The organism is Pseudomonas sp. MPB26 (assembly GCF_046605355.1).
Classification (GTDB): domain Bacteria; phylum Pseudomonadota; class Gammaproteobacteria; order Pseudomonadales; family Pseudomonadaceae; genus Aquipseudomonas; species Aquipseudomonas cedrina.
The window spans coordinates 715652-739408 of record NZ_CP176793.1 but is presented as its reverse complement, the minus strand read 5'-3'; the positions used below and the strand labels follow the sequence as shown (position 1 = coordinate 739408).

Annotated in this window: 22 protein-coding genes and 1 pseudogene; 15 read left to right on the top strand and 8 right to left on the bottom strand. The window is 61.7% G+C overall.

All coding sequences use genetic code 11. The annotated features are described in order from the left end of the window. Positions 1-182: 182 nt before the first annotated feature. Complete coding sequence (locus ACLH0H_RS03530) at positions 183-1604, top strand: amino acid permease (RefSeq protein ID WP_411380993.1); 1422 nt, start codon at positions 183-185, stop codon at positions 1602-1604. 21 nt (positions 1605-1625) lie between these two features. Here ACLH0H_RS03530 and ACLH0H_RS03525 read toward each other — a convergent pair whose 3' ends face one another. The 3 genes from ACLH0H_RS03525 to ACLH0H_RS03515 all read right to left on the bottom strand — a co-directional run bounded on the left by ACLH0H_RS03525 (position 1626) and on the right by ACLH0H_RS03515 (position 5322). After that, a complete protein-coding gene (locus ACLH0H_RS03525; RefSeq protein WP_411380992.1) occupies positions 1626-2738 on the bottom strand; it encodes an OpgC family protein in 1113 nt (370 codons plus the stop codon). Between the two features lie 172 nt (positions 2739-2910). Beyond that, positions 2911-4530 (bottom strand): FMN-binding glutamate synthase family protein, encoded by a 1620-nt coding sequence (locus ACLH0H_RS03520; RefSeq protein WP_411380991.1) that lies wholly within the window; start codon positions 4528-4530, stop codon positions 2911-2913. A gap of 21 nt (positions 4531-4551) precedes the next feature. Beyond that, positions 4552-5322 (bottom strand): response regulator transcription factor, encoded by a 771-nt coding sequence (locus ACLH0H_RS03515; RefSeq protein WP_411380990.1) that lies wholly within the window; start codon positions 5320-5322, stop codon positions 4552-4554. A gap of 93 nt (positions 5323-5415) precedes the next feature. On the opposite strand from ACLH0H_RS03515, the gene ACLH0H_RS03510 reads away from it, so the two are divergent. From ACLH0H_RS03510 to ACLH0H_RS03500, 3 genes and pseudogenes are all read left to right on the top strand, one after another. After that, positions 5416-6234 carry a carbon-nitrogen hydrolase family protein gene (locus ACLH0H_RS03510; RefSeq protein ID WP_411380989.1) on the top strand — a complete coding sequence of 273 codons (819 nt, stop codon included), beginning with the start codon at positions 5416-5418 and terminating at the stop codon, positions 6232-6234. A gap of 228 nt (positions 6235-6462) precedes the next feature. Then, positions 6463-7788 (top strand): APC family permease, encoded by a 1326-nt coding sequence (locus ACLH0H_RS03505; protein WP_411380988.1) that lies wholly within the window; start codon positions 6463-6465, stop codon positions 7786-7788. A 5-nt stretch (positions 7789-7793) separates the two neighbouring features. Beyond that, positions 7794-7895: pseudogene (locus tag ACLH0H_RS03500) on the top strand (50S ribosomal protein L31); the annotation flags it as partial. Between the two features lie 22 nt (positions 7896-7917). On the opposite strand, the gene ACLH0H_RS03495 reads toward ACLH0H_RS03500, so the two are convergent. The 3 genes from ACLH0H_RS03495 to ACLH0H_RS03485 are packed head-to-tail and all read right to left on the bottom strand — an operon-like array spanning position 7918 to position 12087. Next, entirely contained in the window at positions 7918-9297 is a 1380-nt protein-coding gene (locus ACLH0H_RS03495) for an ATP-binding protein (RefSeq protein WP_411380987.1), read from the bottom strand. Then, positions 9294-11108, bottom strand: coding sequence for a DAHL domain-containing protein (locus ACLH0H_RS03490; protein ID WP_411380986.1), 1815 nt, complete (start codon positions 11106-11108; stop codon positions 9294-9296). Before ACLH0H_RS03490 ends, ACLH0H_RS03495 begins: the two co-directional genes overlap by 4 nt. 10 nt (positions 11109-11118) lie before the next feature. Next, the gene (locus ACLH0H_RS03485) at positions 11119-12087 is read right to left on the bottom strand and encodes a cytochrome-c peroxidase (RefSeq protein ID WP_411380985.1); all 969 of its coding nucleotides are present in this window, start codon (positions 12085-12087) and stop codon (positions 11119-11121) included. A gap of 332 nt (positions 12088-12419) precedes the next feature. Here ACLH0H_RS03485 and ACLH0H_RS03480 point away from each other — a divergent pair, with 332 nt between their 5' ends. The 3 genes from ACLH0H_RS03480 to ACLH0H_RS03470 are packed head-to-tail and all read left to right on the top strand — an operon-like array spanning position 12420 to position 14655. After that, positions 12420-13742: an HD domain-containing phosphohydrolase gene (locus tag ACLH0H_RS03480; protein ID WP_411380984.1), complete on the top strand. Its 1323-nt coding sequence runs from the start codon at positions 12420-12422 to the stop codon at positions 13740-13742. Beyond that, positions 13739-14152: an NUDIX hydrolase gene (locus tag ACLH0H_RS03475; RefSeq protein ID WP_411380983.1), complete on the top strand. Its 414-nt coding sequence runs from the start codon at positions 13739-13741 to the stop codon at positions 14150-14152. The genes ACLH0H_RS03480 and ACLH0H_RS03475 overlap by 4 nt, the downstream gene beginning before the upstream one ends. Continuing rightward, complete coding sequence (locus ACLH0H_RS03470; protein ID WP_411380982.1) at positions 14149-14655, top strand: N-acetyltransferase family protein; 507 nt, start codon at positions 14149-14151, stop codon at positions 14653-14655. Before ACLH0H_RS03475 ends, ACLH0H_RS03470 begins: the two co-directional genes overlap by 4 nt. A gap of 267 nt (positions 14656-14922) precedes the next feature. Here the strand turns inward: ACLH0H_RS03470 and metR are convergent, their stop codons facing one another. Then, positions 14923-15840 (bottom strand): transcriptional regulator MetR, encoded by a 918-nt coding sequence (gene metR / locus ACLH0H_RS03465; RefSeq protein ID WP_076951379.1) that lies wholly within the window; start codon positions 15838-15840, stop codon positions 14923-14925. Positions 15841-16023: 183 nt separating this feature from the next. On the opposite strand from metR, the gene ACLH0H_RS03460 reads away from it, so the two are divergent. The 5 genes from ACLH0H_RS03460 to ACLH0H_RS03440 all read left to right on the top strand — a co-directional run bounded on the left by ACLH0H_RS03460 (position 16024) and on the right by ACLH0H_RS03440 (position 19625). After that, positions 16024-17043, top strand: a complete 1020-nt coding sequence (locus ACLH0H_RS03460; protein ID WP_411380981.1) for an alpha/beta fold hydrolase — start codon at positions 16024-16026, stop codon at positions 17041-17043. 54 nt (positions 17044-17097) lie between these two features. Then, positions 17098-17751: a DsbA family oxidoreductase gene (locus ACLH0H_RS03455; protein WP_411380980.1), complete on the top strand. Its 654-nt coding sequence runs from the start codon at positions 17098-17100 to the stop codon at positions 17749-17751. A 187-nt stretch (positions 17752-17938) separates the two neighbouring features. Then, a complete protein-coding gene (locus ACLH0H_RS03450; protein WP_411380979.1) occupies positions 17939-18859 on the top strand; it encodes an arginase in 921 nt (306 codons plus the stop codon). Next, the gene (locus tag ACLH0H_RS03445) at positions 18856-19236 is read left to right on the top strand and encodes a transporter (protein WP_411380978.1); all 381 of its coding nucleotides are present in this window, start codon (positions 18856-18858) and stop codon (positions 19234-19236) included. Before ACLH0H_RS03450 ends, ACLH0H_RS03445 begins: the two co-directional genes overlap by 4 nt. Beyond that, a complete protein-coding gene (locus ACLH0H_RS03440; RefSeq protein ID WP_411380977.1) occupies positions 19233-19625 on the top strand; it encodes an EamA family transporter in 393 nt (130 codons plus the stop codon). The genes ACLH0H_RS03445 and ACLH0H_RS03440 overlap by 4 nt, the downstream gene beginning before the upstream one ends. A gap of 147 nt (positions 19626-19772) precedes the next feature. Here ACLH0H_RS03440 and ACLH0H_RS03435 read toward each other — a convergent pair whose 3' ends face one another. After that, a complete protein-coding gene (locus tag ACLH0H_RS03435) occupies positions 19773-20528 on the bottom strand; it encodes a MipA/OmpV family protein (protein WP_411380976.1) in 756 nt (251 codons plus the stop codon). Positions 20529-20744: 216 nt separating this feature from the next. Between ACLH0H_RS03435 and ACLH0H_RS03430 the strand changes: the two genes are divergently transcribed. Genes ACLH0H_RS03430 through ACLH0H_RS03420 form a run of 3 tightly spaced genes read left to right on the top strand, consistent with a single transcriptional unit; the run spans position 20745 to position 23705 of the window. Then, positions 20745-21440 (top strand): MtnX-like HAD-IB family phosphatase, encoded by a 696-nt coding sequence (locus ACLH0H_RS03430; RefSeq protein ID WP_411380975.1) that lies wholly within the window; start codon positions 20745-20747, stop codon positions 21438-21440. After that, entirely contained in the window at positions 21433-22827 is a 1395-nt protein-coding gene (locus ACLH0H_RS03425) for an aspartate aminotransferase family protein (protein ID WP_411380974.1), read from the top strand. The genes ACLH0H_RS03430 and ACLH0H_RS03425 overlap by 8 nt, the downstream gene beginning before the upstream one ends. Next, on the top strand, positions 22824-23705 hold the full coding sequence (locus ACLH0H_RS03420) for an alpha/beta hydrolase (RefSeq protein WP_411380973.1): 882 nt from the start codon (positions 22824-22826) through the stop codon (positions 23703-23705). Before ACLH0H_RS03425 ends, ACLH0H_RS03420 begins: the two co-directional genes overlap by 4 nt. The last annotated feature ends 52 nt before the right edge of the window (positions 23706-23757 follow it).

The following is a 23757-nucleotide window of genomic DNA, read 5'->3' as shown; positions in this document are numbered from 1 at the left end:
TTGTTCGGTTTATATGGTGAAAGACCCTCTGTGAGCCTTTTTATACTGCACGTCCCGTTGATCTTGCCTGGCAAGACGGCCCCGTCCATGAGACGGCCCGGTTTCGACTGTGCTCCAGGCTTACCCGCCCGGGCATTGGAAACTCAAGGGACATTCCAATAACAAGATGAGGTTGTACCCCTATGCCCGTTGGCAAACCCCTGCCCCATGACGACACCGCTCAAGGCGGCCCGCTCAAGCGCGAACTCGGTGAACGCCATATTCGCCTCATGGCCCTTGGCGCCTGTATCGGCGTCGGCCTGTTTCTCGGCTCGGCCAAGGCCATCGAAATGGCCGGCCCGGCGATCATGCTGTCGTACATCATTGGCGGCCTGGCGATCCTGGTGATCATGCGCGCCCTCGGCGAAATGGCCGTGCACAACCCGGTTGCCGGTTCGTTCAGCCGTTACGCCCAGGACTATCTCGGCCCCTTGGCGGGCTTTCTCACCGGCTGGAACTACTGGTTCCTGTGGCTGGTGACCTGCGTCGCGGAAATCACCGCCGTGGCGGTGTATATGGGCGTGTGGTTCCCGGACACGCCGCGCTGGATCTGGGCCCTGGCGGCATTGATCAGCATGGGCACGATCAACCTGATCGCCGTAAAGGCCTTTGGTGAATTCGAATTCTGGTTCGCGCTGATCAAGATCGTCACGATCATTGCAATGGTCATCGGCGGCGTCGGCATCATCGCGTTCGGCTTTGGCAATGACGGCGTGGCCCTGGGGATTTCCAATCTATGGGCCCACGGCGGCTTCATGCCCAATGGCGTGACCGGTGTGCTGATGTCGTTGCAGATGGTGATGTTCGCCTACCTCGGCGTGGAGATGATCGGCCTCACCGCCGGTGAAGCCCGCAACCCGCAGAAGACCATCCCCAGCGCCATCGGCTCGGTGTTCTGGCGCATCCTGTTGTTCTACGTCGGCGCGCTGTTCGTGATCCTGTCGATCTACCCGTGGAACGAAATCGGCACCCAGGGCAGCCCGTTCGTGATGACCTTCGAGCGCCTGGGCATCAAGACCGCCGCGGGCATCATCAATTTCGTGGTGATCACCGCCGCGCTGTCGTCATGCAACGGCGGCATCTTCAGCACCGGGCGCATGCTCTACAGCCTGGCGCAGAACGGCCAGGCACCGGCCGCTTTCGGTACCACCTCCAGCAACGGCGTACCGCGCAAGGCACTGCTGTTGTCGATTTTCGCCTTGCTCCTGGGTGTATTGCTCAACTACCTGGTGCCGGAAAAAGTCTTCGTCTGGGTGACGTCGATTGCCACCTTCGGCGCGATCTGGACCTGGGCCATGATCCTGCTGGCCCAGCTCAAATTCCGCAACGGCCTGAGCCCTGCCGAGCGGGCCGGGCTCAAGTACCGCATGTGGCTGTTCCCGGTCAGCTCGTACCTGGCATTGGCGTTCCTGGTGCTGGTGGTCGGGCTGATGGCGTACTTCCCCGACACCCGCGTGGCGCTGTATGTGGGGCCGGCGTTTCTGATCGTGCTGACAGTGCTGTTTTATACCTTCAAGCTGCAACCCACCAACGCCGAGCGCGTTGCCCCGCAAGCCAGTCGTTGACCGACCCGTCCCACGCGCTACTCAGGTAGCGCGTTGGCTCAGGCGCTTGTTCAGTTCCAGCCAGGCGCCGAGCGCGGCCATCAACAGCACTCCCACCCACGCAGTCAGCAGTTGCATCGCCAGTGCATCGCCGGCCATGGCGTTGAGCATGTCGGCCAGGGGTGCAAGCAGCACACCCAGGCAGAAGATCTCCAGGGAATAACGGCCCATGCGGCACACCTGCGCGGCCACCGGGTTGTGCGTCCAGGCGTCGCCGGGCAACAGTTTGGCGGTGACGTAGGCCAGGGCGAGGAAGTGCAGCAGGCGCACGGGCGACAGGTCGGTCTTGCTGATCGGGTAGATCAGGTCGCTTATCAGGCTTGGCATGACCGCGTCATGCAGCTGCGGCCAGCGCCACGACAGGGTGATGATGCCGGTCACCAGTACGTACAGCAGCGCCGCCATGAACAGCGGCTGGCGCGGCAAGGGCCGGGTGTCGAGCGGCCTGGGTTGCCCGCTGCGAATGGCCGCCGCGCCGCCCAGCACAAACAGCAATTGCCAGGTCACCGGGTTGAAATACCACACGCCATCTTCGATCGCGCGCAGGTTCCAGCCCATCCAGGGCGCCAGCAGGTACACCGCCAATGACACCGCCACTACCACCCAGGGTTTACGCAGCATCAACGGCAACACCAGCGCCAGGCTGGCCAGCAACACGATGTACAGCGGCAACGGGTCCATCAGGTTCGGCTTGAAGCGCAGCAGCAATTCATCGAGTAGGGCTTGCTGCGGATGCGTGATGAAATGGGTCATGCCCATTTCTTGCACCAGGTCGCGCGTTTCTACATGGCTGTTGGCGAAAAACACGATGCCCATCAGCATCGCCAGCAAAAAGATGTGCACCACATACAGCACCCAAGTGCGCCGCAGAATTTTCAGGCAGGCCATCCAGTAGCCTTCGCGTTGCAGCACTTTGCCGTAGGCCATCACCGATGCAAAACCGGCGAGGAACACAAACACCTCCGCCGCATCGCTGAAACCGAGGTTACGCAGGGTGATCTGGCCGAGGGGGTTGTGGGGGACGTGATCCCAGAAAATGAAGATCAACGCCAGGCCCCGAAAAAAATCGATGCGCGGGTCGCGTCCGTTCAGCATGGCAGCGGGCTCTTGAACAAAAGGTTTATCGATGACAACGGGGCGTGGCTGATTTAAACGCCACGCTCGGGCGGGCGCAGGTTGGCGGTATTTTTAAACAATTGCAAAAGGCCGGGTATTTCTGAATGTCTCGATTGCCTGCCCAAGGCGGGCAGGCTGACTAGGGCCTGGATCAGGCCGCCACGACTTCCTGCGGCTCAAAACTATCTGCCCGCGCCATCTGCCACATGCGCGAATAAAACGCGCCGTTTACTTCCCCGGTGAGCAACTCACCGGGCTTGAGGAACACGTGCAACTGTGAAAACAGCTTGATCTCGCTCGCTGACATGCGTCGCACCAAATGCTTGGCCGACAGCTGCGACGGATGATCGAGACCGGCAGCAGCGAGCATTTCCGCCAACGCTTTGAGGGTATTGCGGTGGAAGTTGAACACACGCTGGGCCTTGTCCGGCACCACCAGGGCGCGCTGGCGCAACGGGTCCTGGGTGGCGACGCCGGTCGGGCATTTATTGGTGTGGCAACTTTGCGACTGGATGCAGCCGATGGCAAACATGAAGCCGCGCGCCGAGTTGGCCCAGTCGGCGCCGATGGCCAGGACACTGGCGATGTCGAACGCGCTGACGATCTTGCCGCTGGCGCCGAGCTTGATCTTGTCACGCAGGTTCAGCCCCACCAGGGTGTTGTGCACGAACAGCAGCCCTTCACGCAGCGGCACGCCGATATGGTCGGTGAACTCCACCGGCGCGGCGCCGGTGCCGCCTTCCTTACCGTCGACCACGATAAAGTCGGGGAGGATGCCGGTTTCGAGCATGGCCTTGGCGATGCCCATGAACTCCCACGGGTGGCCCAGGCAGAACTTGAAACCCACCGGTTTGCCGCCGGACAGTTCGCGCAGTTGGGCGATGAATTGCATCAGCTCGAGCGGGGTGGAAAACGCACTGTGGCGCGAGGGCGAGATGCAGTCTTCGCCCATCATGATGCCGCGGGTGTCGGCGATTTCCCGGGTGACCTTGTGCTTGGGCAGGATCCCGCCATGGCCGGGTTTGGCGCCCTGGCTCATCTTGATTTCGATCATGCGCACCTGCGGGTCCCGCGCTTGCACGGCGAAGCGTTCCGGGTCGAAACGGCCGTCGCTGGTGCGGCAGCCGAAGTAGCCGCTGCCCAGTTCCCAAGTCAGGTCGCCGCCATGTTCACGGTGGTAGGGGCTGATGCTGCCTTCGCCGGTGTCGTGGGCGAAATTGCCCAGCTTGGCGCCCTGGTTCAATGCGCGAATCGCGTTGGCGCTCAGCGAGCCGAAGCTCATCGCCGAAATATTGAACACCGACGCCGAATACGGCTGCGTGCACTGCGGGCCGCCGACCATCACGCGAAAGGCGCTGGGGTCGCTGAGCGGCGCGGGGCGCATGGAGTGGCCGATGAACTCGAAGCCGGACTGGTACACGTCGATCAGGGTGCCGAAGGGTTTGTCGGCGGTTTCATTCTTGGCGCGCGAATAGACCAGCGAGCGCTGGGCGCGGGAGAAGGGCAGGGCGTCGCTGTCGGACTCCAGCAGGTATTGGCGGATTTCCGGGCGGATGGCTTCGACCAGGTAGCGGATATTGCCCAGGATCGGGTAGTTGCGGCGCACCGCGTGCGGGCTTTGCAACAGGTCGAAAATGCCGATCAGGCTCAGTACGCCGGTGATCAGGGTGAACGGCCACAGCCATTCATGCCCGATAAAGGGAAGGCTGGCGAGGGTGAAGATGACGCACACGGCAAAGAAGGCGTAACGGCTCAGTAAAGACAGGCTCATACGGGGTTCCTGGGTTCGGACTCATCGGCTAGGCGTTTGCGCCTGTAGAAAGATCGAGAACAGCTCTGACTGGGATTTGATCCCCAGCTTGCTGTACATGTGTTTCTTATGGACTTTCACGGTTTCAACGGAGATTTCCAGCTTGCGCGCGATTTCCTTGCTGGAGCAGCCGCTGAGCATCAAGCGACCCACATCCAGCTCGCGGGCGGTAAGTTGCGCGCCCCAGCCATCATTCTGGAGCGGCGGCTGCGGGGCGCTGACCTGGTTCAGTTCATAGGGCAGGCGCTGGCGCAACAGGCCCAGCACCCAGGGCTGGATCAGCGACAGCAGGGCGATTTGCGCCGGGTCGAAACGCTGCCTGGAGCCCAGGGACAGGCACAATGTACGCCCATCCGGCAGGTGGCAATTGAACTGGATTTCATCGGCCACCACGTTCAGGCGGAAATAGCGCTGGTAGTACTCGGTGAGTTCGAAGTGCTCCGGCGCCACTTCGGCCAGGCGAAACAGCCCGGTGCGCGTGTGTTCGCGGCTGGCGATATAGAAGGGGTCAAGCAGGTACAGGCCGTTCAGGTAGTCCTGGAACAAATGATCGGGCGCGCCGTCGGCGCCTGGGCATTCAGCGAATACCAGCGGGCGATGTTGGCTTGCGAACAGCAACACCACCCAACTGTCGAACGGCACGTACTGGTCCAGCAGGCGCACAAGCTGGGTCCAGAAATTGGGCTGGTCCAGGGCGTCTATCATTTGCCCCACCGAACGGTGCCAGGCGATGTCCTGCAGCGACATGGTCATTGATCTACCCCTATCGGGTTACCCCCGCCGCGTGATTCCCTGGCCGGTTGCGCCTGCGCATACTGCGGTACGTACACAGAACAAGGAATACCCATGAAGGTCGAATTTGCCCAGTTGGCGGGCCGTGATAACGGTACAGCTTACAACCTTGAGCGGGCCTTGGCGGCGATCGCTGCCGCGGCGGCCGATACGCAACTGATCGTCTTTCCGGAAACCCACCTGATGGGCTTTCCGTCGGCCGAGACGGTCGCCGATGTCGCCGAGCCGCTGGACGGGCCCACGGTGCAGGCCGTGATCGACGCCGCGCGCGCGCGCAATATCGCGGTGGTGATCGGCACGGCTGAGCACGACGGCGGGCAATTCTACAACACCACTTTGTTGATCACGCCCGAAGGCATCGCCCTGCGTTATCGCAAGACCCACCTGTGGGCCTCTGATCGCGGGGTCTTCAGCCCAGGCGATCGCTATGCCACCTGTCTGTGGAACGGCGTACGCGTCGGCCTGTTGATCTGCTACGACATCGAGTTCCCGGAAAGCGCCCGCGCCAATGCGCAATTGGGCGCCGAGCTGCTGATCGTCACCAACGGCAACATGGACCCGTATGGCCCCACACACCGCACCGCGATCATGGCCCGCGCCCAGGAAAACCAGGCGTTTGCGCTGATGGTCAACCGCGTGGAAGAGGGCGATGGCGGGTTGTTGTTCGCCGGTGGCAGTACCTTGGTCGACCCGTTCGGCACGCTGCTGTTCGAGGCCGGGCGTGAGGAAGGGCAATTCACGGTTGAACTGGATCTCGACCAACTGGCGGCGGCGCGCCAGGACTACCGCTATCTGGACGACCAGCGCTTGAAGTTGCCGGGTGAGGTGATCGAGCGCAGCGATGGGACGCGCGAGCTGCTGATCCCCAAATGAATGGCTGATCTTGACCCTGTAGTGAGCGGGCTTGCCCCGCGCTGGGTGGCGAAGCCGCCCCATCTCAGGCACTGAGCTTTTCCAGTGAGAACTACGGTGTCCGGGTTTGGGGCGGCTTCGCCCCCCAGCGCGGGACAAGCCCGCTCACTACAGACCATAAAAACAACGACAGACGCTTTACCGACTTCAGTTCTGCCATAAATCTAATAATCGCGCGGAGAATTACCCATGGCTCGTTTGCAACGCACCCTGTCATTAGGGTCGGTGGTGCTGTTCGGCATCGCCTATATGACGCCGATCATAGTGCTCGGCACTTTCGGCATCCTGGCGCAATCCACGGCGGGCATGGTGCCCGCCGCTTACCTGGCGGCGCTGGTGGCGATGTTTTTCACCGCCATGAGCTACGGGCGCATGGCCTCGGCCTTTCCGGTGGCCGGTTCCGCCTACACCTACGTGCGCAAGGCCATCAGCCCCAAGTTGGGGTTTATCGCCGGCTGGGCGGTGTTGCTCGACTACCTGTTCCTGCCCATGGCCATCTGGCTGATCGGTGCGGCGTACCTCAACTCCGCATTCCCGACGGTGCCGCAGTGGGTCTGGGTGTTGGCGTTCATCGGCGTCACCAGCGCCATCAATATCGTCGGCCTCAAGCTGGCCAATGGCATCAATGCCTTGCTGATGCTGGTGCAGTTCCTGGTATTGATCGCCTTCGTGGCGCTGTGCATCCACTACATCGGCGGCGATCCGAGCAAGCCACTGTGGACAATCACTCCGTTCTTCAACGGCCAGATGCAAATGCCGTTGATCATGAGCGGCGCGGCCATCGCCTGCTATTCGTTCCTGGGCTTTGACGCGGTCAGTACCCTCACCGAAGAAACCCGCGACCCGCGCCGCACTATCCCCCGGGCGATCATGTTGATTACTCTCATCGGCGGGCTGATTTTTGTGGCGGTGTCCTACTTTGTGCAGATCGCACATCCGTCGTTTGAGTTCACTAACGTGGATTCGGCCGCATATGAAATCGCGCGCAACATCGGTGGCGACTTGTTTGTGTCGGTCTTCCTGATCGGCCTGATCGTCGGCCAGTTCGCATCGGGGCTCTCGGCCCAGGCCAGTGGTTCGCGCCTGTTGTTTGCCATGGGCCGCGACGGCGTATTGCCCAAGTCGTTCTTCGGCACCTTGCATGCGCGCTTCGGCACGCCGGTCAACAGCATCCTGTTGTGTGCGGTAGTGGCGCTGCTGGCGTTGAAGCTGGATGTGACCACGTCCACGTCGTTCATCAACTTCGGTGCGTTCCTGGCGTTCAGCCTGGTGAACCTGTCGGTGATCTTTCACTACTGGATCGGCGCCAAGCAACGCGGCGCACGGGAGTTGATCCTGTTCCTGATATTCCCGGCCGTCGGCCTGCTGGCGGACCTGTGGCTGATGATCAGCCTCGATCACCTGGCCATGTATCTCGGCCTGGGTTGGCTGGCGATCGGCCTGGTTTACCTGGGCGTACTCACCCGTGGCTTCTCGCAGCAGCCACCGGAGATGGACTTCCAGGAAGCCGCATAGGCCTACGAACCGGCCAGCAGCGCAAGACCCAGGCCGAAGGCCGGATCGCGGGGTTCAACAAGCGGTTTGCTTCGTTTGGGTCGAGTCCGAAAAAAACCGACAAGTGAGCACAATCCGGCGGCGTGTGTCCTACGCCGCCGTCTGCCGAATCGGCAACACCACTCGAAACGTCGTGCCCCTGCCCGGTTCGCTGCTGACGGCGATCGTGCCGCCGTGTTTCTTGACGATGCCGTACGACAGCGACAGCCCCAGCCCCGTGCCTTCGCCCACCGGTTTGGTGGTGAAGAACGGGTCAAAGATTTTCTGCAGTGCTTCAGGGGCGATCCCGCAGCCGTTGTCCGCCACTTCCAGCCAGATGTTCTCGCCTTCCACGCCGTTGCTGATGGTAATGATGCCGCGCTCCGGGCCCATGGCTTGCGCGGCGTTGATCACCAGGTTCATCACCACCTGGTTGAGTTGTGAGGCGAGGCATTCGATTTCCGGCAGTGGTTGGTAGTTCTTGACTACATCGGCCTTGTATTTGAGCTCGCTGGCGACGATGTTCAGCGTCGAGTCGATGCCCTGTTGCAGGTTCGCAAATTGCCAGGTCTGGTCGTTGTCCACCCGTGAGAAGTTCTTCAGGTCCTTGACGATCTGCACCACCCGACCGATGCCTTCCTTGGATTCCCTGATCAGGATCGGAATGTCTTCCGTGAGGAAATCCAGTTCGAGTTCAGTACGCAGTGCCTTGAGCTGGTCGCGCTGCTCCGGCGCCGCGATCAGTGGCTCGGCGTCTTGATAGGCTTGCAGTATCTGTTGCAACTGCGTGAAGTAGCCGTCCAGGGTGCTGAGGTTGGAAGAAATGAAGCCCACCGGGTTGTTGATCTCATGGGCGACACCCGCCGCGAGTTGCCCCAGCGACGCGAGTTTTTCCGACTGCACCAGTTGGCTTTCCAGGTGCTTGCGCTCGTCGATTTCCAGTTGCAGCGCTTGCGTGCGTTGTTCCACCAAATGCTCAAGGTGGGCGGTTTGCAGCGAAGCGCGGCGGGCCATGTCCCATTTATTGGCCAGGGTGTTGGCCATCTGCTGGACTTCAATGTTGTCGAAGGGTTTTTTCAGGATCAGCAGGCGATCATGCCCGTGCAGACGTTCCAGCAGGTCTTCCCAGGCATAGTCCGAGTACGCGGTGCACACCACCACTTGCAGGTCGCGGTCGACTTTCCACAGCTCTTCGATGGTCCGGGCGCCGTCCCAGCCCTGGGGCATGCGCATGTCGACAAAGGCCAGCGCGTAGGGACATTTTTGCGTCATGGCGGTGGTCAGCAGGCCAAGGCCTTCTTCGCCGCCATAGGCCGAGTGCAACTCGAAAACCTGTGCCTGGGCTTTGGCCGTGTCGCCGAACAGCGCCGATTCCATGTCATCCAGGAGCTGGTTCGCTTCAGCGGTCGGCATCAGGATCTTGCGAAAATCATCATGGATCGAGGGCGTGTCGTCGATCAGCAGGATGCGCCGGTTGGGAGGTTGGTTCATGTCGGGCTTCCGGCAAGGGTAAGAGGGATCGTCAAGGTAAACACCGCGCCTTGGCCCGGCCCGTCGCTATGGGCGCTGAGTTGGCCATGCATTTCCACGGCGGCCAGGGCGCAGCTGTGCAGGCCGAAGCCATGGCCTTCCTTGCGGGTGGTGAAGCCGTGCGTGAAGATGCGGGTCATGTTTTCTATGGGTATGCCTTCACCCTCGTCTTTCACGCTGATCTGCAAGGTGCCGTCCTCCAGCGGCTGAACCTTGAGGGTCATTTGCCGTGGCCGATCGGAAAGGCTGGACATGGCCTGTTTGGCGTTGCTGATCAGGTTGACCATGATCAACAACAAGCGGTGTTTGTCCGCAAGGATCTCTGGCACCTCGGCGTAATGCTTGACCACCGTGACATTGTGTCGGCTCAGCGACCCTTCGTTCATGCGCAAGGCGTCGTCCATCAGCGCGCCGATATGCAGCGCTTCTTTTAGCGTGGCCGCGCCGGCATAGGATTGTTGGGTGGAGACGATGTCTTTGATGTGGTCGATGCTTTTGCTCAATTGCGCCAGTTCCTCGGCCATCCCTTGCTGCTCGACGGCGATCGCCTCCACCAACTGGTTCAAGTAACCGGGCAACAGCTTGCCCTTTTCATCCTCGGTGAAAAAACTGCCAAGGTCACCCTGGTGTTCGTTGATCAAGTGCATGGCTTTGCCCAGGCCCAACGCCTTGCTGCTGCGCAGCTTGCGCGTGACCAGGTCGGCGGAGATATTCACGCTGTTGAGCACGTTGCCCACGTTGTGCAGCACGTTGGTGGCGATCTCTGCCATGCCGGCCTGGCGAGCGCTGTCCAGCAGTTCGCTTTGCGCATCCTTGAGCTGTTGCGTGCGTCGTTCCACGCGCTGTTCCAGGGTTTCATTGGCCGCATGCAAGGCGCGGTTGACCCGGTTGATTTCGGCGAAACTGCGCAGCAGGCGTACCGCCAGGTAAAGCAACAGCGCCACCAGCAAGGTCGAGAAGACCAACAGGTAACGGTGGTATTGGTGGTCGATAAGGTCAGCCGCCTGCTGGTCCTGGTCGAGATGCGTGGTCAGTTCGTCCAGGCGCTCGGCCACCGGGACCGCAGCTATGCGTTCCAGCAAGCCGTTAACCACCGGCTGTTCGCGCAGAATCAACGCAATGTGATTGCTCAGAATCTCCACGGGCGCCTGGAAGTCGGCGGGCAAACGCTCCTTGTTGATCGCCAGTTTGCCCAGGCCCACCAGGATATCGGCGGCGCGCTCGTCGCTGGTGACCTGGGCGAACTCCAGGCTGCTGAGCAGCAGGTCGTAGGTGTCGGTGGCCACGCCCTGCAGTTGCAGGCGGTCTTGCTCATTGAAGCGATTGAACTGCGCCTGGATGTCATCTTCGGCGGTCGGTAAAAAAGCCAGCGAATTGCGCAGCACCGCATTGTGGGATTTGAACCGGTCGACCAGCCGGGCTTTTTCCTGGATGGCCGCCTGGTAGGCGTCCCGGCTGGCTTGCCAGCGTGTCAGGTCTTCGGGGTTGTGAGAGGTATCACGGCTGTCCAGGTCGGTCCATAGCCGGATCATTTGCGCAAGCGGTGCGACCAGCGGGTCGTAGTTGTGGGTAAGCGCGATCCGGGCCTTGAGCACTTCGCTGTCCCACTGCGCATTGAGCTGTTGGAGCTGGCGGATCAAATCCCGCGAATGGGTATAGGTGGCCGTCTGGTCGCGGGACGACTTGATGTACAGGTACACCAGCGTCGAGGCCAGCAACAGGGTGACCAGGCCCAGCAATACCTGGGTAACGCGGCGGCGAGACAGGGTCATGTCGGTGTGCTCATAGCGGCTTGCCTGCCCATTCGCCGGTCAGGGTCCTGAGAAACAGGACGATCAGGTCCTTGTCTTCCTGGGACGGATTGCGCCCCAACTGGTACCTGAACATGACGTCGACCGCTTCCTCCAGGGTCTTGGCCGAAGCGTCATGGAAATACGGTGCGGTGACCGCGACGTTGCGCAGGCTCGGCACCTTGAACACATGGCGGTCCTCCTCATCCTGGGTCAGCAGGTAACGCCCCAGGTCCGATTCGACCGGGTTGCCGCGCGCCTTGAAGTAATCGCCCATGACGCCGAATTTCTGGAACATGTTGCCGCCGATGTTGACGCCCTGGTGGCACGCGATGCAACCGTAGTCCTTGAAACGTTGGTAGCCGTATTTTTCCTGGATCGTGAGGATCTCGGTATCGCCCAGCAGGTACTGGTCGAACCGCGAATGGGGAGTCAACAGCGTGCGTTCATAGGTGGCCAGGGCGTTTTGCACATTGGCGGCGGTGACGCCATCGGGGTAGGCCTGTTTGAACCCGGCCTGGTAGGCGGGCAGGGCGGAGAGGTTGTGCACCACGGTTTTCCAGTCGCTGCCCATTTCCACGGGGCTGATGACGACGTGTGCCACCTGTGCCTCCAGCGTGTCGACGCGGCCATTCCAGAACTGCTTGAAGTTAAGGCTGGCGTTGAAGACTGATGGCGTGTTGGTGTCTACCGGCTTGCCGTCGAAGCCGATGGAGAACGGCTTGTTGTCGGCGCCCCCGGATTCCAGGCGATGGCAACTGGCGCAGGACAGCGTGTTATTCACCGACAGCCGCGGCTCGTTGAACAGCTGGCGGCCCAGCTCGACCTTGGCCGGGTCCAGCGCCGGCACCGCGGGCAAGGGTTTGAGCGCTTCATCCAACGGCGCGGCCATCAGCGGCATGCCGAAGCACAGCCACAGGCTCAGTATCAGGCCGGGACGGTAGGGTGAGACGTCGCTCAAGCGAGCACTCCTTGCAAGCGTGGGGGGTATTGATCGGGTGCCAGTCAATGCCGTTGTAGGAGCGAGCTTGCTCGCGAAGAACTCACAGGCGCCGCGTGTAACCGGGGGAACCCACGTTATCGTTGACGTTTTTCGCGAGCAAGCTCGCTCCTACAGGTTGCCTTGGCCTTCCTTGGTTGCACCGCTGACCTGCTGTGACAGCATAGTCGAACTGCCTTGATATCGACGGCCAGTTGGCGTCAAATCAACCGCGCGCGTCAAGCGAGGAAGACGTCATGGCGCACAGGACCGGTTCGGCTCAATTTTTCAGTTAATTCGAAGGCGCAGTAAGCATGGATGAACAACTCGCTACGCTCCCCAACACACCTCCCACCGTTTTGCTGGTCGACGATGAAGAGTCGATCCTCAACAGCCTGCGCCGCCTGCTGCGCGGCCAGCCCTTTGAGGTCGTGCTGGCCGGCAGTGGCGCCCAGGCCCTGGAAATAATGGCGTCGCGGCCCGTCGACCTGGTCATGAGCGACGCGCGCATGCCGGGCATGGACGGCGCGCAGTTGCTGGCCGAAGTCCATCGGTTGTATCCCTCCACCAGCCGTATCCTGCTCACCGGCTACGCGGACGTGCCGACGATCATCAAGGCGATCAACGAAGGGCAGATCCACCGTTATATCGCCAAGCCCTGGAACGACGATGAGCTGAAGCTGATCCTGCAGCAGGCCCTGGAACATCAGCGGCTTGAGCGCCTGACCCAAGTGCAGAACGAACAGCTCAAGGTGCTGAACGCGACCCTGGAAAAACGCGTGGTGTCGCGCACCTCCGAGTTGCAGCAGACCGCCGACATGCTCGACCTGGCCTACGAAGAACTCAAGCGCAGCTACGCGACGGGCACCGAGGTGTTTTCGTTGCTGGCCAACTTGCGCTTGCCCAGGGACAAGCAGACCAACCGCCCGTTGATCGAGCTGGTGCGCCTCTACTGCAAGGCCCAGGGCATGGATGAAGCCAGCACGCGCGACCTGACCATGGCGGCCGCGCTCTACAACATCGGCAAGCTGAGCTGGAACGACAGCATGCTGATCGCCCCGTCCGACAAGCTGCACAGCACCGACCGCGAGCAATATCGCAGTTACCCGACCCAGAGCGAGTCGCTGCTGATGACCCTGGAGCCGATGAAGGACGCGGCACGCATCATCCGTCACCACCAGGAACGGTGGGACGGCAGCGGGTTCCCCGACCACCTCAAGGGCGACGCGATCCCGTTCGGTTCGCGCCTGCTGAAACTGGCGATCGACTTCATCGAACTGCAAAAGGGCCTGATCCTCGAGCGGCAGATGAACAGTGACGAAGCGCTGCTGTACATCCGCAAATATGCCGGGCGCCTGTATGACCCGGAGCTGATCGAGGACTTCGTCCTGGCCTGTGCCGCGTTCCTGAGTGACGTGACGCTGGGCGACCCGGCGGTCAAGGCGCTGACTACCCGTGAGCTGGAAGCCGGCATGGTCCTGGCGCGCAACCTCAACGCCGACAACGGCATGCTGCTGCTCAACGCCGGCAAGGTGCTGAACCTGCCGCTGGTGGACAAGCTGATTGCCTTCGAGGCGATGGAGGGCGCGAAGTACAGCGTATTTATCAAACTACCCGAAGAGACCGCTGACCTGTGACGAACATTTCGCTTATCCGCATCGCCGCCGCCGTTTTGATCGGCAGTGACGGCCAGACCCTGCAGGTGCGCAAGCGCGGCACCCAGGCCTTCATGCAGCCCGGCGGCAAGATCGACGCCGGCGAACAGCCCGCCGAGGCGCTGGCCCGTGAGCTGCACGAAGAGCTGAACCTGCGCATTGCGCCGAGCGACGCACGCTACCTTGGCCAGTTTTCGGCGCCGGCGGCCAACGAGCCGGGGTTCACCGTACAAGCCGAGTTATTCCTGGTGCGGATCGAGGGACCGGTCACACCAGCAGCCGAGATTGAAGAGGTGCGCTGGATCGATCCCACTGGCGATGGCGGCTTGCTGCTGGCGCCCCTGACCCGTGATCTGATCCTGCCGTTTTATCGCCAGTCGCTGACAGCGTGATCATTCGCACCTTGGTGGCCAGCGATGCCGAGGCGTACCGTGCCTTGATGCTGCAAGCGTATGACGCCTATCCCCAGGCATTCACGTCCAGCGTGGCCGAACGTGCCGCCATGCCGTTGAGCTGGTGGGAAAAACGCCTGGGCGGCGCGCTGGACCGGTTGCTCGGCGCTTTTGTCGAGAACGAACTGGCCGGCATTGTCGGCCTGGCGTTCGAACCGCGTGAAAAGGCGCGGCACAAAGTCACCCTGTTCGGCATGTACGTGAACGCAGCCCACCAGCAACAGGGCCTGGGCCGCCAGTTGGTCGAGGCGGCGCTGGAGGAAGCGCGCCGGCAGCCCGAACTCAAGCTGATCCAATTGACCGTCACCGCCGGCAATGACGCCGCCTTCGCCCTGTACCAGCGCTGCGGCTTCATCCAGTACGGCCTGGAGCCGCTGGCCGTGCGGGTGGGCGTCGACTACTTCGACAAGATCCATATGTGGCGCGAGTTGCAGGCCGACTGAGATTCAAATTTGGGAACCCTATCCAATGTGGGAGCGGGCTTGCTCGCGAAAGCGGCCTGTAGTGAGCGGGCTTGTCGAATCGTCGCACCGCCCGCGCTGGGCTGCGAAGCGGCCCCAATAAAAACACCGCCGACCTCCAGGTAGAACCGAGTCGCCTGGTTTGGGGCGGCTTCGCCACCCAGCGCGGGGCGAGCCCGCTCACTACACACTGCTTTCGCGAGCAAGCCCGCTCCCACATTTGATCTATGTTGTTTTCGAAAATCGCCTCTAGCGCACCGCACTCACCCCATCCAACGTCGAAAACGACGTGTCCTTGGCCGTCAGCAAAAAGTCGCGCATATACGGCGCATCCAGCATGTCCGCACGAATCCCGGCATACAGTGTGGCAAACAAGCCTTTCTCGCCCAGGCGCTTGGCCTTCACGTAACCGCGCGAGCTGTATTCATGCAGCGCCCAATGGGGCATGCCGCATACGCCGCGGCCGCTGGCCACCAATTGCATCATCATCACCGTCAATTCCGAGGTGCGCACCTGGGCCGGCTCCACGTCGGCCGGTTCCAGGAAGCGGGTGAAGATGTCCAGGCGGTCGCGCTCCACCGGGTAGGTGATCAGGGTTTCGCTCAGCAGGTCTTCGGGCACGATGTACGCCTTGTTCGCCAGCGCGTGCTGGTTGGCCACGGCCAGCATGGCTTCGTAGGTGAACAGCGGCACATAGGTGATGCCCGGCAATTCCAGCGGGTCGGAGGTCACCACCAGGTCCAGGTCGCCGCGAGCCAGTGCCGGCAGCGGTGCGAAGGCGAAGCCGGACGCCAGGTCCAGCTCGACTTCGGGCCATGCATCACGGAACTGGTCGATGGTCGGCATCAGCCATTGGAAACAACTGTGGCATTCGATGGCCATGTGCAAGCGCCCGGCCGTGCCGCCGGCCAGCCGCGCAATATCGCGCTCGGCACCGCGCAGCAGCGGCAGGGTGGCGTCGGCCAGTTGCAGCAGGCGCAGGCCGGCGCTGGTGAAGCGCAGCGGCTTGGTCTTGCGCACAAACAATTGCATGCCCAAGCGCTCTTCCAGCTCCTTGAACTGATGGGACAGCGCCGACTGCGTCAGGTGCAGGCGCTCGGCGGCTTCCACCAAGCTGTCAGCTTCGCGCAGGGCGTGCAGGGTCTTGAGGTGACGGATCTCGAGCACGGGGCTCTCCATGAAGACAATTTGTGACAATAGGGAATTGCGTGAGTTTGTCTCATGTTGCAAGGCGTGTCGACCTCGACCGTTGGGCACTCTTCATCAAACTGTCATGCAAGTGTGGCAGCGCGCTTGAACAAACTTCATCAGACTCGCGCTCTACTGGGGTTCTGCGTTTCGGTGTTTTTCATGCGCGTGTTGTGTTTACTGGCCGCCTTATTGTTCGGCCTGCCGTCTTTTGCGGCTTCTCGATGTGACGTCAATGTCCCGACCCAAACGGTCGACCTGGCTCAGGTGAGCATCGCTTACCAAAGCGTTGGCCGTGCGTCCGACCCAGCCTTGCTGCTGGTGATGGGCCTGGGCGGGCAGCTGATCCATTGGCCCGACGAAGTCGTCGTCGCCCTGTGCCAGCAAGGCTTCCGGGTGATTCGCTATGACAACCGCGACGTCGGCCTGTCGACCTGGCGCCAGGCTCCGGCCAATGCCAACCTGACCTTTGAAGTGCTGCGCTACAAGCTCGGCCTGCCCGTGGCGGCGCCGTATACCTTGACCGACATGAGTGATGACGCCCTCGGCTTGATGGATGCCTTGCAGATCGAGCAATTCCACGTGCTGGGCGTGAGCATGGGCGGCATGATCGCCCAGCACTTGGCCGCCATGGCGCCACAACGGGTGGAAAGCCTGACCTTGATCATGACCAGCTCCGGCGCCGAAGGCCTGCCGGCGCCGAATGCGGCGCTGGTGCAATTGTTGTCGCGCCGCAGCGCGCCCAATCGTGAAGTGGCGCTGGAACAGCAGGCCGATTTGCTCGCGGCGCTGGGCAGCCCGAATGTGAAGGACGATCGCCAGGCGCTGTTGCACCAGGCGGCGCTGTCCTACGACCGCGCCTTCAACCCTGAAGGCGTGAAGCGCCAGATCATGGCGATCCTCGCCGAACCGAGCCGCGTGCCGTTGCTCAACCAATTGCGCGTGCCGACGCTCGTGGTGCACGGCACCGCCGACCCGTTGTTGCCGGTGATGCATGGCGTTCACCTGGCCGCGCATATCCAGGGCAGCCAACTGAAACTGATTCCCGGCATGGCCCATCGTTTCCAGGAGGCGTTCAAGGCGCCGCTGCTGACGGCAGTGTTGCCGTACCTGCAAGCCCATCGCGAAGACGCGGCGCACTGGGCGCAGATTGATCCGGTGGCGCCTGCGAAGCTGCTGTGACATTGGTGTATCGTGCAACCTTTGCGGCACATTCAAGCAGCGAGGTTGCCTACCGTGAGTACTCCCCTGAAAATCGATTTCGTCAGCGACGTGTCTTGCCCCTGGTGCATCATCGGCCTGCGCGGCCTGACTGAGGCCCTCGACCAGCTTGGCCCGGAGGTACAGGCTGAAATCCGTTTCCAGCCGTTCGAACTGAACCCGAACATGCCCGCCGAGGGGCAGAACATCGTCGAGCACATCACCGAAAAATATGGCTCCAGCGCTGAAGAATCCCAAGCCAACCGCGCGCGCATCCGCGACATGGGCGCCGAGCTGGGCTTTGCTTTTCGCACCGATGGCCAGAGCCGTATCTACAACACCTTCGATGCGCACCGCCTGTTGCATTGGGCCGGGCTGGAGGGTTTGCAGTACAACCTCAAGGAAGCGCTGTTCAAGGCGTATTTCAGCGATGGGCAGGACCCGTCCGACCACGCGACCCTGGCGATCATTGCCGAGAGTGTCGGCCTGGATATCAAACGGACGGCCGAGATTCTCGCGTCCGACGAGTACGCCGCCGAAGTGCGCGAACAAGAGCAACTGTGGATTTCCCGTGGGGTGACCTCGGTGCCGACCATCGTCTTCAATGACCAGTACGCCGTCAGCGGCGGGCAACCGGCCGAGGCTTTTGTGGGGGCGATTCGCCAGATCATCAGCGAGTCCAAAAACTAGAGCCGAACGCGGTTAAAAATGTGGGAGCGGGCTTGCTCGCGAATGCGTTGTGTCAGGCGAAACATCTGTATCTGATGTACCGCATTCGCGAGCAAGCCCGCTCCCACATGGGTTATTCATTGCTCTCAAGAAATAGGCTGGCCCGCCCCTTGCATTGACCCCCTGAAGCCTTAGGGGGAACACTGCCTTGAACATTCTTGACCTCGACCACAGCCTCACCAGCCAGGCGCCGATCGCGCGGCGTTTGGCCAGCGGCCGTGCCACGCGCATCGACCTGCTGGACCTGGGTCCGAAACTGCGCCTGTGGTCCACCGAAAAAACCTGGAAACGCTTCACTCAACGCCTGGCCCAAAGGCCACGGCCCACGGATGCGCGGCCGGAAATCCTGTTTGTCGGCTCCGGTGACTATCACCACCTCACGCCGGCGTTTCTCGCCGACTTGAAAGAACCCATCAGCCTGATCCACTTCGACAACCACCCCGACTGGGTACGTTTTGCGCCCAAGCGTCACTGTGGCTCGTGGGTTAACCGTGCATTGAAAATGCCGGCGATCAAACGCATCGTCACCCTTGGCCCGTGCAGCGATGACCTGCATAACCCGCAATTGCGCGGCGGCAATCTCGGCGCTCTCAAGCGCGGGCAGTTGCAACTGTTTCCCTGGCAGCATCCGCCTTCGAAAGTCTGGGGGCGAGTAGGGGACGGCGCCGGCCATCAACAACAGGAAGACCACCTGCACTGGCGCAACCTGGCCGAGCTGGACTGGGCTGCGTTCCTTGAGCAAATGATCGACAGCCTGCCCACCCAGGCGATCTGGATCACCCTTGACAAAGACGTGCTCGCCAGCGAGGACGCGGCCACCAACTGGGACCAGGGCGGCATGCGTCTGGCGCACTTGCTGCAGGCCCTGCGGGCCTTGGCCGCGAGCAAACGCATCATCGGCATCGACGTGTGCGGCGAGTTCGCTACGCCGACGTTCAGCAACGCCTTCAAGCGTTGGGAAGCCAAGTCCGACCAGCCGCCAGCCGAGCGCTGGAGCCCGGAGGATCTGCAGCGCAACGCCGTGACCAATGAAGCCCTGATCGACTTGTTTGAGGAGCTGTTCCCGTGACGTTGACCGTGGTGTGGCTGGTGGCGTTTTCCATCGTGCTCGATGTGATCGGCCAGTTGTGTTTCAAGCTCGGCCTGGACCGTTTGCCCGAGTTGGAAGGCGGTTTTCGCCTGAATGCTTTCTGGGGCCAAGTGTTCAATGCGCCGCTGTTGTGGGCCGGAATCGGCGCGTATGTGATCGAGTTTTTCGTCTGGCTTGAAGCCTTGTCCCGCGCGCCGTTGAGTCTGCTGTTTCCGGCGGCCGCGCTGGCGTATTGCGGGGTGGTGCTGGCGGGCAAGGTGGTGCTGGGCGAAACCGTCAGCCGCCGCCGTTGGCTGGGCACTCTGGTGATTACCGTGGGGGTGATGCTGGTGGCGATTGCCGGGAGTCAGGCATGAATGCGCATACGTGGCTGCATGAGCGTTTCGGCACGCTGGTGCTGTGGGCCTTGTTGATCTGTACCGAAAGCGCCGGGCAATTGTTCACCAAAGTGGCCGGGGACCAACTGGGGCAGATGGATTTCAACTGGCAGTGGCTGGGCGAAGTGGCCCGCAACCCAGGGATCCTGGCGGCGATTGCCTGCTACATCGGCGCTTTTTTCGTGTGGATGCTGATCCTGCGGCGCAGCAGCTTGTCCCTGGCGTTTCCGCTGAGTTCACTGGTGTTCGTGGCGGTGTTGCTCGGTTCGTGGCTGGGGCTGGGCGAACATATCAGCCCGTTGCACTGGGTGGGGGTGGGGGTGATTATCGGTGGGATCGCGCTTTTGGCCGAGGGCGAAGAACACTGAAATGTCGCTATGAAATGGGGTCCAAATGTGGGAGCGGCGGTGCGACGATTCGACTTGCTCGCGAAAGCGGTGTTTCAGTCGATACATACTTCACTGACCCACCGCATTCGCGAGCAAGCCCGCTCCCACAGTTTTAATCAGTGTGTATCAGTTGAAGGTGTAACTGATGGCCGTCTGCACCTGACCCTGGTTCACATCACCGGTCTGCCTGACGATGCTGCTGTCCGCCGCCGAGCCCACCAGGTGCACCCAACTTGCGCTGGTCAACAGCGACCAGTTGGGCGCCAGCGGGAACTGGAAGCTCTGGCTCAGGGTGACGTTCTGAAAACCGCCGCTGGCGTTGTAGGGCTTGAACCCGGTGGCTGCGGCTTCGCTGTCATCCACCCCGAAATACGTCTGGGTCTGGCGCGCATCGGCGAAATGCGCCACCAGGCCGCTGCTGCCGATAACCCCGCCGCCCAGCGGGTAACCCAGCTCACCCCCGACCTTGCCCAGCGCGCCACTTTGCGAATGCCCGCCGCCCACGGCCTGGCCCAGTTGCGCGTAGACCCGCCAGAAGTCAGCCGGCGCGTATTGCACAAAGCCGCCTATCTCAGCCATGTCCGACACATTGCGCAGCCCCTGCAGCGACCCGTTGGAGGTGCGCCCCTGCAAGTAATTGATGTAAGGGCCGGCGCTGAAACCGCGAGTGTGCAAGGCGCTCCAGGTCAAGCCGTCGTCGGTGCCCAGGCTGACATCGCCCCAGTCCAGGTCGAGATACGGCACGGGCCGGGTTTCGTAGCGGCTGCCGGTCGGGTCATGGGGCTGGTAGCTGACGCCTGCGCCGACGTCACCGGTGATGCCTGTGGCGTGCGCGCTGAGGCTGAGTAAACCGGCGAATGCAGCGCATGTGATCCTGGACATGGTCACGGCTCCTGAAAATGAATACACGCGCATGAACGCGCAGACCGGCATGCCCACGCAAGCACTCATCTTGTTTGTAGCAAGCTACAAAAATTGTAGCTCCCACCCCACACATGCGGCCGCACGCCCAGCCCCGCTGGGCGTTGGCCAATTGGCACAGTCCCTGCTCTACCCCTGGTGCAAGCGCAGACAGCGCACTCCATCAAGGTAACCACAATGATTGACTGGCATATCGTGTGCGACTTCGACGGGACCATTACCCCCACCGATGTCATCGACAACGTCCTCCAGCGTTTCGCCGGGCCCGAATGGGAAACCATCGAACAGCAATGGCTGGATGGGCATATCGGTTCACGCGAATGCCTGAGCCGCCAACTGGCGCTGATCAAGGCCACCCCCGCCGAACTGCTGGCGTATTTCGACAGCGTCGAGATCGACCCGGACTTCCCGGACTTCGTCGATCACGTGATGGGCCTGGGCGCGTCCATCGAAGTGGTCAGCGATGGCATCGAGCAAGGCATCGCGCGGATCCTGTCACGCCACTACGTGACCTTGCTGCCGATCCTCGCCAACCGCCTGCGCCAGGTCGACCAGAACAGTTGGCGCATCGATTTCCCCTACGCCAGCGACGCCTGCCGCGCCGCCTCTGGCAACTGCAAGTGCAAATTCACCCCGCATGACAAGCGGGTGCTGGTGATCGGCGACGGCAAGTCCGACATGTGCGTGGCGTCCACCGCCGATTTCGTGTTCGCCAAGGGCAGCCTCGCCGACTACTGCGTCGCCCACCAGATTCCCCATGCGCGTTTTGACAGCTTTGCCCAAGTGCCGGCGTTGCTTGCGCAACTGCCCCAAGGCATCGCTGCCAACGCCGCCTCCTTTGTTGAAAATCAGGAACTCTTCCACCATGTCTGATATCCGAATCGCTAGCGCCGAAGACCAGGTCCTCCTGGATAAAGAAGCCAAATACTGCTCCTACGGCGACACCGTCCATTACATCGAGCCGCCGCGCATTTTCAGCCGGTGCGAAGGCTCCTATGTGTGGGACACCGAAGACCAGGCCTACCTCGACCTGCAAATGTGGTACTCGGCCGTCAACTTCGGCTACGCCAACCCGCGCCTGAACAACGCGCTGAAACAGCAGATCGATACCCTGCCGCAGATCGCCAGCCAGTACCTGCACAAGGGCAAGATCGAGCTGTCGGAAATGATCGCAGTCGACGCCAAGAACAAATTCGGCCTCGACGGTCGCGTGCACTTCAACGTCGGCGGTTCGCAGTCCATCGAAGACTCCCTGAAAGTGGTGCGTAACGCCACCAACGGCAAGAGCCTGATGTTCGCCTTCGAGGGCGGCTACCACGGTCGTACGCTCGGCGCCTCGTCGATCACTTCCAGCTATCGCTACCGTCGCCGCTACGGCCATTTTGGCGAGCGCGCGCAGTTCATCCCGTTCCCGTACCACTTCCGTGGCCCCAAAGGCATGACCAAGGAAGAGTACGGCAGCCATTGCGTGCAGCAATTCGCGCGCCTGTTCGAAACCGAATACAACGGTGTGTGGGACCCGAAGGTCGGCCAGAGCGAGTATGCCGCGTTCTACGTCGAGCCGATCCAGGGCACCGGCGGCTACGTGATCCCGCCGATGAACTTCTACCGCGAGCTCAAGCACGTCCTCGACCAGCACGGTATTTTGATGGTCAGCGACGAAATCCAGATGGGCTTCTACCGCACCGGCAAATTGTGGTCGATCGAGCACTTCGACGTGCAGCCGGACGTGATCGTGTTCGGCAAGGCGCTGACCAACGGTCTCAACCCATTGGGCGGCATCTGGGCGCGCGAAGAGCTGATCAACCCAAAGATTTTCCCGCCAGGCTCGACCCACTCCACCTTCGCCTCCAACCCGTTGGGCACGGCGGTGGGCCTGGAAATGTTCAAGATGACCAACGAAGTCGACTACGGCGCGATGGTCATGGCCAAGGGCAAGTTCTTCCTCGAGGGCCTGCAAGACCTGCAGAAACGTTTCCCGATCATCGGCGACGTCGACGGCCTGGGCCTGGCCCTGCGCTGCGAAATCTGCGGGCCGGATGGCTTCACGCCGGACAAGGCGACCCTGGATTACATGGTCGAGGAAGGCATGAAGGGCGATATGGTGGTGGATGGACGCAAACTCGGCCTGATCCTCGACGTGGGCGGTTACTACAAGAACGTGATCACCCTGGCGCCGTCCCTGGAAATCAGCTACCCGGAAATCGAGCTGGGCTTGAAGCTGCTTGAGCAACTGCTGGTGCGGGCGACCCAGCGGTGAAACCGGCAGGGATCGACCTCGGTGAAGGTGACGCCGGCTTCGTTCTCGGTGACGGTCCGGTCGGGATTCTGTTGATCCATGGCCTGACCGGCACCCCGACGGAAATGCGCCAAGTCGCCCGGGGCCTGGCCAAGGCGGGCAATTGCACGGTGTACGTGCCCACCCTGGCCGGGCACTGCGGGGATAACAGCGACCTGCAGGCCACCGGCTGGCGCGACTGGTACGAAGGCGTGCGCAAGACCTTCGTGGGCGTCAAGCAGCACCACGCGCAAGTGTTTGTCGGCGGCTTGTCCATGGGCGCGGTGATGTCGATGTACCTGGCGTCGGAGCATCCGGGCCAGGTCGCCGGCTTGCTGATGTATTCCACCACGCTCAAGTACGACGGCTGGAGCATCAGCAAAATGGCGTTCATCACGCCCCTGTTGATCCGTATTCCGTTTGGCGTGCGCCTGTTCCGCTTCACCGAAAAGCCGCCCTACGGCATCAAGAACGAACGCCTGCGCGCCATTGTTGAACGGCAGATGAAACAAGGTGAAAGCAGCGAAGCAGGCTTGTTGACGATGGAGGGCGTGACTGTGCGGGAGTTGCACTGGATGAATGCCGAGGTCAAGAAACGCATGCCTTCGATCAACGTACCGGCGCTGGTGCTGCACGCCATCGAGGACGATATCACCAGCCGCTGGAACGCCGACTACGTGGAACGCCACCTCGGCGGGCCGGTGACCAAGATCCTGCTGGATAACTGCTATCACATGATCACGGTCGACCTGCAATACCGTCGGGTGATCGAGCTAAGCGCCCAATTCATCGAACAACATGCAACGCAGGTCGATGTGGGAGCTGGCTTGCCTGCGATAGCGTCGCTGCGGTCTGCCTGATAGACCGAGGTGTCTGCATCGCAGGCAAGCCAGCTCCCACATTTGACTGCGT